The organism is Pseudomonas sp. SWI44 (genome assembly GCF_002947915.1).
In the GTDB taxonomy this organism is placed as follows: Bacteria; Pseudomonadota; Gammaproteobacteria; order Pseudomonadales; family Pseudomonadaceae; genus Aquipseudomonas; species Aquipseudomonas taiwanensis.
In genome coordinates this window covers 2,204,582-2,217,405 of record NZ_CP026674.1, presented here as the reverse complement: position 1 = coordinate 2,217,405, position 12,824 = coordinate 2,204,582, and the positions used below count along the sequence as shown (strand labels likewise).

10 protein-coding genes are annotated in these 12,824 nt (G+C 63.5%); 6 read left to right on the top strand and 4 right to left on the bottom strand.

The window, feature by feature from the left end:
• Window positions 1-68 precede the first annotated feature (68 nt).
• The 4 genes from C4Q26_RS10450 (at window position 69) to C4Q26_RS10435 (ending at window position 4,522) form a co-directional block, all read left to right on the top strand.
• A complete protein-coding gene (locus C4Q26_RS10450) occupies window positions 69-1,127 on the top strand; it encodes a putative 2-aminoethylphosphonate ABC transporter ATP-binding protein (RefSeq protein ID WP_104883059.1) in 1,059 nt (352 codons plus the stop codon).
• Window position 1,128: 1 nt separating this feature from the next.
• Window positions 1,129-2,853, top strand: coding sequence for a putative 2-aminoethylphosphonate ABC transporter permease subunit (locus C4Q26_RS10445; protein ID WP_023378168.1), 1,725 nt, complete (start codon window positions 1,129-1,131; stop codon window positions 2,851-2,853).
• A gap of 18 nt (window positions 2,854-2,871) precedes the next feature.
• On the top strand, window positions 2,872-3,897 hold the full coding sequence (locus C4Q26_RS10440; RefSeq protein ID WP_023378169.1) for a putative 2-aminoethylphosphonate ABC transporter substrate-binding protein: 1,026 nt from the start codon (window positions 2,872-2,874) through the stop codon (window positions 3,895-3,897).
• Window positions 3,898-3,973: 76 nt separating this feature from the next.
• Window positions 3,974-4,522 (top strand): phosphonate degradation HD-domain oxygenase, encoded by a 549-nt coding sequence (locus C4Q26_RS10435; RefSeq protein ID WP_023378170.1) that lies wholly within the window; start codon window positions 3,974-3,976, stop codon window positions 4,520-4,522.
• Between the two features lie 107 nt (window positions 4,523-4,629).
• On the opposite strand, the gene C4Q26_RS10430 is transcribed toward C4Q26_RS10435, so the two are convergent.
• Both C4Q26_RS10430 and C4Q26_RS10425 read right to left on the bottom strand, forming a co-directional pair.
• Window positions 4,630-5,994, bottom strand: coding sequence for a GTPase/DUF3482 domain-containing protein (locus C4Q26_RS10430; protein WP_023378171.1), 1,365 nt, complete (start codon window positions 5,992-5,994; stop codon window positions 4,630-4,632).
• Window positions 5,987-7,378, bottom strand: coding sequence for a DUF2868 domain-containing protein (locus tag C4Q26_RS10425; protein WP_104883058.1), 1,392 nt, complete (start codon window positions 7,376-7,378; stop codon window positions 5,987-5,989). The genes C4Q26_RS10430 and C4Q26_RS10425 overlap by 8 nt, the downstream gene beginning before the upstream one ends.
• Window positions 7,379-7,432: 54 nt before the next feature.
• On the opposite strand from C4Q26_RS10425, the gene C4Q26_RS10420 reads away from it, so the two are divergent.
• Window positions 7,433-7,951 carry a dihydrofolate reductase gene (locus C4Q26_RS10420; RefSeq protein ID WP_104883057.1) on the top strand — a complete coding sequence of 173 codons (519 nt, stop codon included), beginning with the start codon at window positions 7,433-7,435 and terminating at the stop codon, window positions 7,949-7,951.
• Between the two features lie 100 nt (window positions 7,952-8,051).
• Here C4Q26_RS10420 and C4Q26_RS10415 read toward each other — a convergent pair whose 3' ends face one another.
• Window positions 8,052-9,443 (bottom strand): L-cystine transporter, encoded by a 1,392-nt coding sequence (locus tag C4Q26_RS10415; protein WP_104883056.1) that lies wholly within the window; start codon window positions 9,441-9,443, stop codon window positions 8,052-8,054.
• A gap of 241 nt (window positions 9,444-9,684) precedes the next feature.
• Between C4Q26_RS10415 and C4Q26_RS10410 the strand changes: the two genes are divergently transcribed.
• Window positions 9,685-10,740 carry a haloacid dehalogenase-like hydrolase gene (locus tag C4Q26_RS10410; protein WP_023378175.1) on the top strand — a complete coding sequence of 352 codons (1,056 nt, stop codon included), beginning with the start codon at window positions 9,685-9,687 and terminating at the stop codon, window positions 10,738-10,740.
• A gap of 121 nt (window positions 10,741-10,861) precedes the next feature.
• Here C4Q26_RS10410 and ilvD read toward each other — a convergent pair whose 3' ends face one another.
• Complete coding sequence (gene ilvD / locus C4Q26_RS10405) at window positions 10,862-12,703, bottom strand: dihydroxy-acid dehydratase (protein ID WP_104883055.1); 1,842 nt, start codon at window positions 12,701-12,703, stop codon at window positions 10,862-10,864.
• Window positions 12,704-12,824: the final 121 nt, after the last annotated feature.

Below are 12,824 nucleotides of genomic sequence, written 5' to 3'. Positions count from 1 at the left end.
GCCTGAAAGCCACAGAACCTTCGCACAGCATTCCTAGCATGGCCCCATCTCTTCGATGAGGCCCTGCCATGACCCCCACCAACTCCGGCGCACCACTGAAAGTGCGCAACATCCACAAGCGCTTCGGTGCCTTCACGGCGCTCAACGATGTTTCGCTGGACATCACCGCCGGCGAACTGGTGTGCCTGCTTGGCCCATCCGGCTGTGGCAAGACGACGCTGCTGCGTTGCATCGCCGGGCTGGAGCGTCAGGACCGTGGTGCGCTTTACGTCGGCGAGCGCGATATCTCCGAGCTGCCACCCCAGGCCCGAGACTACGGCATTCTGTTCCAGTCCTACGCGCTGTTCCCCAACCTTACCGTCGAAGCCAACATCGCTTACGGCCTTGCTGGTAGTGGTCGCGAGCAGGTCCGCCAGCGGGTGGCCGAGATGCTCGATCTGGTAGGCCTTTCTGGCAGTGAGAAGAAGTATCCCGGGCAGCTCTCCGGTGGCCAGCAGCAACGGGTGGCCCTGGCCCGCGCACTGGCGCCGTCGCCATCGCTGTTACTGCTGGACGAGCCGATGTCGGCACTGGACGCCCGGGTGCGTGAGCACCTGTGCACCGAACTGCGCGAACTGCAACGCCAGTTGGGTATCACCACGTTGATGGTTACCCACAACCAGGATGAAGCCATGCTGATGGCCGACTGCATTGCGGTGATGAACAACGGCCAGGTCGAGCAGTACGCCACCCCGCAGGAAATCTACGACCAGCCGGCCACGCCGTTCGTCGCCGAGTTCGTCGGCCAGGGCAACTGGCTGCCATTCCAACGCCGCGACGACAGCCATGCCCTGGTCGGCGGCCTGGACATGCGTCTGGCGCCAGGTTCGGCCCAGGCCAACAGTGGCCGGCTGTTCTGCCGCCCGGAGGCCATCACGGTGAACCCAGTGGTACACGAAGACAACGTGTTCCCCGCCAGGGTCCGCGAGATCACCTTCCTCGGTAACCGCTGCCGCATGAGCTTCGAACTCAAGGGGCTGCCAGGCCATGCCCTGCTGGCCGAACTGACGCCCGAGGTGATGCCACGCCTGGGTTCGCAGGATATCTGGGTGGCGTTGCCACCGCAGAGCCTGCAGGTGTTTGCCTGAGATGGCCGTGCCAATGTCCCTGCCGCTCAACCAGGGCAAGGCCGCGCCGCGTGCTGGCGTCGCCCTGAGCGACCGGTTGTTCGTCGTCGGCGGCAAGAGCCTGCTGCTGATCCTTCTGGTGCTGGCCGTGCTGATGCCGCTGCTGGCGATCTTCTGGCGTGGTTTCAGTGGTGAAGCGGGTCAGGGCGGTGGCTTGCTGGCGGCCCGTGAACTGTTCGCCAGCGACAACTTCCACTGGTTGCTGGGCAACAGCCTGTCGGTGGCCTTCACCGTCGCGGTCATCGTCGTGCCGCTGGCCTACCTGTTTGCCTTCGCCTTGCAACGCACGTTGATCCCGGGCAAAGGCCTGTGGCGAGGGATTTCGCTCTTGCCGCTGCTGGCCCCGTCGATGCTGCCAGCCATCGCATTGGTCTACCTGTTTGGCAATCAGGGCCTGCTGCGCGGGTTGTTCGACGACAACATCTATGGTTTCTGGGGCATCGTGCTGGGCGAGGCGATCTACACCTTCCCGCATGCGCTGATGATCCTGCTGTCGGCATTGTCGCTGGCCGATGCTCGCCTGTTCGATGCCGCCTCGAGCATGGGCGCCGGTCCGTGCCGGGCATTTACCAGCATCACCTGGCCGGCCACGCGCCACGCTGTGTTCGCTGCGTTCTGCCTGGTCTTTACCCTGACCATCACCGACTTCGGCGTACCGGTCGTGGTCGGTGGCGACTATCAGGTGCTGGCGCTGGAGGCTTACAAGGCCGTGGTCGGCCAGCAACAGTTTGGCCGTGGCGCGCTGATCGGCATGGTGCTGCTGCTACCAGCCCTGTTCAGCTTCAGCGTCGATGCCTGGCTGCGCCGGCGTCAGGGCCAGGCCATGAGTGGCCGTGCCCAGGTATTCGAACCCAAGCCGTCGCGTGGCCGCGATGCCTGCTGCCTGGCCATCGTGCTGCTGGTGTGTGCGGCATTGCTGCTGGTGATCGGCATGGCGGTGTACTCATCGCTGGTCACCTTCTGGCCCTACAACCTGTCGCTGTCGCTGCGTCACTACAGGTTCGAAGACACCGCCGGTGGCGGCTGGCTGGCCTATCGCAATAGCGTGACCATGGCCATTTGCACCGCGCTGATTGGCAGCGTCGTGATCTTCACCGGTGCCTACCTGATGGAGAAGACCCAGGGCCAACGCCTGCTCAACCAAGCGCTGCGCCTGCTCAGCTTCATTCCCATGGCCGTGCCGGGACTGGTGCTGGGGCTGGGCTACGTATTCTTCTTCAACCTCAACGGCAACCCGCTGCATGTGTTTTACGGCGGCATGGGGTTACTGGTGGTGTGCACCATTGCCCATTACCTCACCACCGCGCAGATGACCGCGACCACTGCCCTGCGTCAGCTCGACGGTGAGTTCGAGGCGGCTGCGCTGTCGTTGAAGGCGCCGCTGTGCAAGCACTTCCTGCGGGTGACCGTGCCAATCTGCCTGCCGGCGCTGCTGGACATCATCCGCTACCTGTTCGTCTCGGCGATGACTACCGTGTCGGCCGCGATCTTCCTGTATAGCCCCGATACCCTCCTGGCCGCCGTTGCCGTGCTGAACATGGACGACGCCGGCAACGTGGGGGGTGCCGCCGCCATGTCCACCTTGATTCTGCTGACCAGTGCCAGCGCTTCACTGTTGCTGGCCACAGCCTCACGCGGCCTGCTGCGCCGCTCCCAAGCCTGGCGCCAACGCGCCGCGACCGCCTGACCTGTAAGGACCCAACCCATGTACAAGCACCTTGCACTTGCCGCAGCCGTTTCCGCCATGTTCAGCCTGCAGGCCTCGGCCGCGGGTACCCAGCTGATGGTTTACACCGCCTTGGAGGCGGAACAGCTCAAAAGCTACAAGCAGGCCTTCGAACGGGCCAACCCGGACATCGAGATCAAGTGGGTTCGGGACTCCACTGGCATCATTACCGCCAAGCTGCTGGCCGAGAAAGACCGTCCGCAAGCCGACGCGGTATGGGGCCTGGCGGCGTCCAGCCTGGCCATCCTCGACCAGAACGGCATGCTCGAAGCCTACGCCCCGAAAGACCTGGGCAAAATCGCCGCCAATTACCGCGATGCCGCCAACCCCCCTGCCTGGGTGGGCATGGACGTGTGGGCCGCGACCATCTGCTTCAATACCATCGAGGCCCAGAAGCAGGGCCTGAGCAAGCCGGTGAGCTGGCAGGACCTGACCAAGCCGGAGTACAAGGGCAAGATCGTCATGCCCAACCCCGCTTCGTCGGGTACCGGCTTCCTCGACGTGAGTGCCTGGTTGCAGACCTTTGGCGAGCCGCAAGGCTGGGCCTACATGGATGCGCTGCACCAGAACATCGGCCAGTACGTCCACTCCGGTTCCAAGCCGTGCAAGCTGGCGGCGGCAGGCGAGTTCCCGATCGGTATCTCGTTCGAGTACCCGGCCGTGCAGCTCAAGCGCCAGGGTGCGCCGCTGGACATCGTATTGCCGAAGGAAGGCCTGGGTTGGGAAATCGAGGCGACGGCGGTGATCAAGGGAACGCCCAAGGCAGATGCGGCCAAGCGTCTGGCTGATTTCTCGGCAAGCCCAGCGGCCATGGAGCTGTACAAGGAAAACTTCGCCGTACTGGCTGCGCCGGGCATCGCCAAGCCGCAGACCGAGTTGCCGGCGGACTATGAACAACGCCTGATCAAGAACGACTTTGCCTGGGCTTCGAAGAACCGTGATCAGATTCTGGCCGAGTGGCGCAAACGCTATGACGGCAAGTCGGAAAAGGTGGCCCAGCAGTAACCACCTGCCCTTTCTCGGGCGCAGCGGTTTTGTCCGGGAAATGGCCAGCAACCCATCAAGCCAGGAGAAAACAGTCATGCCCACCCCAGCGCAGATCGTGGACAGCACCTTCGCCCTTTATGAGCGGCACGGCAGCGACGACTACATCGGCGAAGCCATCACCCAGCTCGAACACATGTCCCAGGCTGCGCAACTGGCCATGGCCGAAGGGTTCGACGATGAAGTCGTGCTGGCGGCGTTCTTCCATGACATCGGCCATCTGTGTGGCGGTGACGCCAGCATGGGCGGCTATGGGGTGGTTAGCCACGAACGTATCGGTGCCGAGTATTTGCGCCGCTGTGGCTTTAGCGAGCGCATGGCGCGGCTAGTTCAGTTTCACGTGGAGGCCAAGCGCTACCTGACCTTGCGGCAACCGGGGTATTACCAGCGGTTGAGCGAGGCGAGCCGGCGGACCTTGGAATATCAGGGAGGCGTGATGAGCGACTCGCAAGCCGATGCGTTCGAACGGGACCCGCTGTTCGACGTGAGCCTACGGATGCGGGAGTGGGACGAAAAGGCCAAGGAGGTCGGAGTGCCGGTGATCGACCTCCATGTGTTGAGGCAGAAGGCGCTGGCGCTGCTTTAAGGAATGGGCACTTGTGCTCGGCTCTTCGCGGGTAAACCGTTCCTACAGGTTCAATGCAACCCCTGACTGTAGGGGCGGGTTTACCCGCGGAGGGGCCAGGGCGCCTCTCAAAATTGCGAAACCAGCGCCTCCAACTGTTCCTGCCGTTCAGCCTGATTCAGCTTCGCCCCCGGATTGAGGGTCGACCATTGCGGGTGCGCCCGCGCCTTGCTCAAGGCTTCTGGCAACTTGCCCTCGCGCCAGGCCTTTTCATCCAGCTCACCCAGGCGGATGCTGTCTTGCGCGGCATGCCCGCGGTTGTCCAACGCCACCATCAACTGCTGCTGACGCAAGGCCAGCAAGCGTAATACCGTGTCGTCCACGGTCAGCTCGCGCTTGCCCTTGAGCTTGCCCATCAACCGCGACCCATAGTTGCGCGCGGTCTGTAGCGCGCCTCCGGCTATTGCCCCGGCCAATGCCGCCGCGCCCAGGGTGAGGCCGCCAACCAGCAAATCGACTCCGGCACCGGCTGCAGCGCCGGCAGCCACGCCGCTGCCCAGGCGAACACCGAGTAATTTCAAGGTTTCGGGGTTGAACAGATCGTCACCCCAGCGGCCATCCAGCAATGGAAGTTCGCCCGCATGGGCATCCTCACGGCGGAAGGCATACAGCTTCAACAAGGCTTCGACGCAACGCTGTTCACGTTGACGTATATCTTGTCGCAGCGCTTCTATGGCTCGGGCTTCGGCGGCCGGCTCGGCCGCGACACTGCGGCGGCAGGCGGCGCAGTCCAACAGCAGTTCGGCGATCAGACGTTTGCCGCTTTGCTGGCGAGCCAGGCGCTGTGCCTGCTGGTCGTCGATCAAGCGCTGCAAGGCCGGGCGGGCCTCCTCCAACAACAGGGCCAGGCTTTCGTACAAGCGGCGTTCACCGTCTTCGGGCGGGGCCACGCTATCGAACCGCACCAGTGCGTGCAGGCCCAGTCGGGCCAGGGCTTCACGCCACTGCGGTTCGCGGTGTTGGTGGCTGGCGACGAAGTTGAGCACGGGCAAAAGCGGCTTGCCACAGCCGGCCAACACCTCTAGTTCGTCTCGGTACTTGGCCAGCACCGGTTCGCGGGCGTCGATCACGTACAGACCGGCATTGCTGGCCAGCAACTGACGCAGGACCTTGGCCTCCTGCTCGAAGCGCTGGCGCGCTTCGCTGCCCTGAAGAAACCGTTCCAGTCGGGCCGGGCCGTCGAGGCGCTCGCCGGGGCGTTCCAGGCGCTCCAGGTAGTCGAGCAGGGCGATGGCATCTTCAAGGCCCGGGGTGTCGTAGAGCTCAAGCAGCGGCTGGCCATCCACGGACAGGCGTGCGCCTTCGACGTGGCGGGTGGTGCTCGGTCGATGGGATACTTCGCCGAAGCCGACATCGCGGGTGAGGGTACGCAGCAATGAGGTCTTGCCCACATTGGTGTGGCCTACCACGGCCAGTTTCAATGGCTCAGTCATGGCCTTGCTCCAGCCAGGTCAGGGGCGAAGTGTCGGCGTGTGGCAGGCCCAGGCGATCCAGGGCTTCATGCCAGTCGCCCAGTCGTTCGGCATCCAGTGCCTCGCCCGGTGCTGCTTGCAGCAGCCAGATGCGCGTGGCCCCGGCATTGCGTGCCAACTCGGCAAGCAAGGCGAGGCTGCCGCGGTCCGGCGAGCGGCGGGGGTCGCAGGCGATGGCCAGGCGGGCCGGGGGGAAACGGCTCAACTGTTCGAGCAGGCGGTTGCGCGACTCGCGGCTGTCGAGCACGCCAGCATCGGTGACGGCCTTGGGCAAGACGGGAGGCCAGGGGCGCTGGTCATCGAGCTCCAGCCCTACCAGCAGCGCGCCGCCATTGCCGCGCTGAGAGTGGCCCGCTTCGAAGTGCGGCAGGGTGTCGGGGGCAGCATCCTGCACACCGATACGCTCGCTACGAGGCATCAGCACTTCGCGCAGTTGCGCATAGCCTGGCAAACTCAAGTCCAGGGTCAGGCGTTCGCGACCCTGGCGCCAACGCCACAGGCAAAGCCCGGCCAGTAATAGCCGAGGGAGCAGGCCATAGACCAGCACCACGCCCAGCAACCAGCTTGCCCAGGCCTGACGAGCGACCTCCAGGGCCGGTAGTGTGTCGCCGCTGGCTCGAATCATGGTTTCGTCTGGCGTGGCGAAGCCCAGAAGCGAGGGCAGGGCACCCAGTACCTGGGTCAGGTGAATGAATGGCTCGGCGGCCAGCAAGGTGGTTTCCCAGACGAAGCCATAGCGTCGGGTGGCGAGCAAGGCGAGCAGCATCCCCAAGGCGCTTAGCATTGCCAGCAGCCATAGTCCGTGCACCAGCAGGCCAAGCAGCCAGCGATTCAGGCGTTGGCGTTGCAGCAGCACCATCAGGGCGGGCGCCAGATGCGCGGCCTTGGCATCGCGAGCGAAGCGCTCACTGAGCCAGAGCCAGAGGCGCCCAAGGCTGGCGCCATGTTCACCGCTCAGGGTGAAGCCAACAGCCCAGCCCACCAACATCAGCAGGTTCAGCCCGAGCAGGCTGCCCAGCGCCCAGAACACATTCACCGCCCGCTGGCCATCACCCAAGGCCGCCAGCGCCAGGCCAGCGCCGCTGAATACAGCCATCAGCAGCAGAGCCAGCAGCGCCAGGCGGGCGCCTTGCTTCCAGTGGTGCAAGGCAGCGGTCATGCCATCGCGCTCGGCAAGGAACAAGGCGCGGCGCTCGATGCGCACCGCCAGGTCGCCGCCTTGCTGGCGGGCGTGTCGGTTGGCTTCCTGGTCCTCCAGGGGGCCGGCGTGTTCCTCGCGCAGGCGCACCGCTTCGGTGAGCCAGCGCTTGTCGAGTTCGGTCGGTCCAGTCACAAGGTCTTCCATTGCACGGTTCAGGGCAGAAGCATAACCCACGGCGGGTTTGCTATCCTCGCCGGCATGACTACCTCACTCCCCCTCAGCCTGATCGCGGCGCTCGCCGAGAACCGTGTGATCGGCATCGACAATTCCATGCCCTGGCATCTGCCGGGGGATTTCAAGTATTTCAAGGCCACCACCCTGGGCAAGCCGATCATCATGGGGCGCAAGACCTGGGATTCTCTGGGGCGGCCGCTGCCGGGGCGCTTGAACATCGTCGTCAGCCGCCAACCTGGCCTGCAGCTGGCGGGTGCCGAGGTGTTCGCTTCGCTGGAAGCGGCGTTGGCCCGTGCCGAGCAGTGGGCGCGTGAGCAGGGCGTCGATGAGCTCATGCTGATCGGCGGGGCGCAGCTGTATGGGCAGGCGCTCGAAAAGGGGCTGGTCAGCCGGATGTACCTGACCCGGGTGGAGCTGTCTCCGCAAGGGGACGCGTGGTTCCCCGAGTTCGACAAGGCGCAGTGGGCTCTGCGCTCGAGCGATCCGCGACCCGCAGAGGGCCAGGGGCCGGCGTACCATTTCGAGGTCTGGGAGAAGGCCTGAGGGTTGGGCTTTCGGTCTTGTGACGGGGCTATGGCCTACACCCCCCCTACATCAATGGCGGTGTAGGGGCGGTTCGCGGGCGATCAGCGCTATGAACGGCTCAGGAGTGACTCAGCTCTGCATGCTGATCACCTGCCAGCACATCCTTGTCGGTCTCTTTCAGTAGCTGACTGGTCACCACACCAGCAGTCATCGAGCCATTCACGTTCAGCGCCGTGCGGCCCATGTCGATCAGCGGCTCGACCGAAATCAGCAGCGCCACCAACTCCACTGGCAGTCCCATGGCCGGCAGCACGATCAGCGCCGCGAAGGTCGCACCGCCGCCGACGCCGGCAACGCCTGCCGAACTCAAGGTAACGATGGCCACCAGCGTGGCGATCCACAGGGGGTCGAAGGTGTCGATGCCCACGGCGGGTGCCACCATCACCGCGAGCATCGCTGGATAGAGACCGGCGCAGCCGTTCTGGCCGATGGTCGCACCGAACGAGGCGCTGAAGCTGGCGATCGACTGCGGTACGCCCAAACGGCGAGTTTGCGCTTCGATGTTGAGCGGGATGCTGGCTGCACTGGAGCGGCTGGTGAAGGCGAAGGTGAGCACCGGCCAGACCTTGCGCAAGAAGCGCAGCGGGCTGACGCCGGTCATGGCAAGGATGATACCGTGGACCACGAACATCAGGCCCAGGCCGATGTACGACACCAGTACGAAGCTGCCCAACTTGAGGATGTCCTCCAGGTTGGAGCTCGCCACTACCTTGGTCATCAGGGCCAATACGCCGTAGGGCGTCAGTTTCATTACCAGGCGCACCAGGCGCATTACCCAAGCCTGTAGGGTGTCGATGGCCGACAGGGCGCGCTGGCCTTTTTCAGCGTTGTCCTTGATCAGCTCGAGCGCGGCAAGGCCGACGAACACGGCGAAGATCACCACACTGATGATCGAGGTTGGTTTGGCCCGGGCCAAGTCGCCCACCGGGTTGCTGGGGATGAACGAAAGCAGCAACTGCGGGATGTTGAGGTCGGCGACCTTGCCTGCATAGTCGCTGTGGATGGCTTGCAGGCGCGCGCTCTCTTGGGCGCCAGCCACCAGGCCCTCGGCGCTAAGGCCGAACAGGTTGGTCAGGGCGATACCGATCAGTGCTGCGATGGCCGTGGTCAGCAGCAGCGTGCCGATGCTCAGCACACTGATGCGACCCAGCGAAGAGGCATTGTGCAGGCGAGCCACTGCGCTGAGGATCGAGGCGAAGATCAGCGGCATGACGATCATCTGTAGCAAGCCAACGTAGCCGTTGCCGACCAGATCGAGCCAGCCCAGGGTGGCTTTGAGAACCGTGTGACCTGCACCGTAGACAGTGTGCAGCGCGAGGCCGAAGACCACGCCTAGCACCAGCCCCAGCAAGACTTTCTTCGCCAGGCTCCAGTCGGTGCGGCGGGTTTGTGCCAGGCCCAGCAACAAGGCCAGGAATGCCAGCAGGTTGAGTAACAGCGGCAGATTCATTGAAGCTCCAGGAAAAAGCAGAAGAGGCATCGCCTCTGTGAGCGATTGCGAACAGAAATGCTAACAGCCTGAAAACAAACGAATTTATATCTAAAAGTAATTTGGATAGTCGCTAATGGAATAACACCGTGTCGCAGGTGGCAATCAACACGGCGTTTGCAGCTGTGTGAAGGTCGTTGTGGGCCTGGGGTCTTGTTGCTTCCTGAACTAGTTTTCTTCGGTCATTTCAGGAGATCCGCACATGAAGTTCGCTCCGAAAGCTCTGGCCATCGGCCTTTCTTTGTTATTCAGTGTCGAAACCTGGGCCACCGAGCTCAAGCATTGGCCGGCCGAGGCGGCCAAACAGCTCGATTCGATGATTGCCGCCAACGCCCACAAGGGTAATTACGCGGTGTTCGACATGGACAACACCAGCTACCGCTTCGACCTTGAGGAGTCGCTGTTGCCGTTCATGGAGAACAAGGGGCTGCTCACCCGCGACAAGCTCGACCCTTCCCTCAAGCTGATCCCGTTCAAGGACACCGCCGAGCACAAGGAAAGCTTGTTCAGCTACTACTACCGCTTGTGCGAAATCGACGACATGGTCTGCTACCCCTGGGTGGCGCAGGTGTTCTCCGGGTTCACCTTGAAAGAGCTGAAGGTCCAGGTCGATGAGCTGATGGCCTTGGGCAAGCCGATTCCCAGCACCTATTTCGAAGGCGACCAGGTAAAAGCCATCGAGGTACAGCCGCCCAAGGTGTTCACCGGGCAGACCGAGCTGTACAACAAGTTGATGGAGAATGGTATCGAGGTGTACGTGATCTCGGCCGCCTCGGAAGAGCTGGTACGCATGGTGGCTTCCGACCCCAAGTACGGCTACAACGTGAAGCCTGAGAACGTCATTGGCGTGAGCCTGCTGCTCAAAGATCGTGCAAACGGCCAGCTGACCACCGCGCGCAAACAGATTACCGAGGGGAAATACGATGCCAAGGCCAACGAGGGCCTGGAACTGACGCCTTACCTGTGGACCCCTGCCACCTGGATGGCGGGCAAGCAGGCGGCGATTCTCACCTATATCGACCAGTGGAAGAAGCCAGTGCTGGTGGGCGGCGACACCCCGACGAGCGATGGCTACATGCAGTTCCATGGGGTGGATGTGAACAAGGGTGGAATCCACCTGTGGATAAACCGCAAGGCCAAGTACATGGACCAGCTCAACGGGATGATCTCGAAGAACGCGGCGGCGCAGGCCAAGGAAGGCCTGCCGGTGACGGCGGACAAGAACTGGGTGATCGTGACGCCGGAGCAGATTCAGTAAGGGGCGGACCGACTCCATCGCTGGCCAGTCAGCGCCGACAGAGGGTGACGCACCCTATGTCGAGGCCTTGGCAGGCAAAAAAAACCGGCGCACCAGGCGCCGGTTTTTTTGCCGCGGAGCCTTACAGCCCTTCGAGCATCGCTTTGTTGCGCACAGCACCCTTGTCGGCACTGGTCGCCAGCAACGCATAGGCCTTCAGTGCGGTAGTGACCTTACGGGCACGCGCTTCGACCGGCTTCCAACCCTTCTTGTCCTGCTCGACGCGGCGCTCGGCCAGCTCTTGGTCACTGACCAGCAGGTTGATCGAACGGTTGGGGATGTCGATCAGAATCTTGTCGCCATCGCGCACCAGGCCAATTGCACCACCGGCAGCCGCCTCTGGCGAGGCGTGGCCGATCGACAGGCCCGAGGTACCGCCAGAGAAGCGGCCGTCGGTGAGCAGGGCGCAGGCTTTGCCCAGGCCCTTGGACTTCAGGTACGAAGTCGGGTAGAGCATTTCCTGCATGCCCGGGCCGCCTTTCGGGCCTTCGTAGCGGATGATGACGACGTCACCGGCTTTCACTTCGTCGGCGAGGATGCCGCGAACGGCGCTGTCCTGGCTTTCGAAGATCTTCGCGGTGCCTTCGAACACGTGGATCGACTCGTCGACACCGGCAGTCTTCACCACGCAGCCGTCGAGGGCGATGTTGCCGTACAGCACGGCCAGGCCGCCTTCTTGCGAGTAAGCGTGCTCGACGCTACGGATGCAGCCTTCGGCGCGGTCGTCGTCCAGGGTTTCCCAGCGGGTCGACTGGCTGAACGCGGTCTGCGTCGGAATGCCCGCCGGACCTGCCTTGAAGAAGGTGTGCACGGCTTCGTCATCGGTCTGGGTGATGTCCCACTTGGCGATGGCTTCTTCCATGCTGCGGCTGTGCACGGTCGGCAGGTCGGTGTGCAGCAGGCCGCCACGGGCCAGCGAACCGAGGATGCTGAAGATGCCGCCAGCGCGGTGGACGTCTTCCATGTGGTACTTCTGGATGTTCGGCGCCACTTTGCACAGTTGCGGCACCTTGCGGGATAGGCGATCGATGTCACGCAGGTCGAAGGCCACTTCGGCCTCCTGGGCCGCGGCCAGCAAGTGCAGGATGGTGTTGGTCGAACCCCCCATGGCGATGTCCAGCATCATGGCGTTCTCGAACGCCTTGAAGTTGGCGATGTTGCGCGGCAATACCGAATCATCGTTCTCGCCGTAGTAACGCTTGCACAGCTCGACGATGGTGCGGCCAGCGGTGAGGAACAGCTGTTCGCGGTCGGAGTGGGTAGCCAGGGTCGAACCGTTGCCCGGCAGGGCCAAGCCCAGGGCTTCGGTCAGGCAGTTCATTGAGTTGGCGGTGAACATACCGGAGCAGGAACCGCAGGTCGGACAGGCGCTGCGTTCGTATTCGGCGACTTTTTCGTCGCTGGCCGACGAGTCGGCGGCGATGACCATGGCGTCGACCAGGTCCAGGCCGTGGCTGGCGAGCTTGGTCTTGCCGGCTTCCATTGGGCCGCCGGAGACGAAGATCACCGGGATGTTGAGGCGCAGGGCGGCCATCAGCATGCCGGGGGTGATCTTGTCGCAGTTGGAAATACACACGATGGCATCGGCGCAGTGGGCGTTGACCATGTACTCCACGGCGTCGGCGATGATCTCGCGGCTCGGCAGCGAGTACAGCATGCCGTCGTGGCCCATGGCGATGCCGTCGTCGACCGCGATGGTGTTGAACTCCTTGGCCACGCCACCGGCGCGCTCGATTTCGCGGGCGACCAGCTGGCCCAGGTCCTTCAGGTGCACATGGCCCGGGACGAACTGGGTGAATGAGTTGGCGATGGCGATGATCGGTTTCTTGAAGTCTTCGTCTTTCATCCCGGTGGCGCGCCACAGGGCGCGGGCGCCGGCCATGTTGCGGCCTTGGGTGGATGTCTTGGAACGATAATCAGGCATGAAGCACTCCTGGCGGCTGAATCAGGTCACAAAAAGGGGAGTGAGCTTCTCTTGTCCTTTGCGCCGCAGGCCGGTTGCCACTGGCACGGATGAGGCCGAAGACACTGCGGGATCGCCGCAT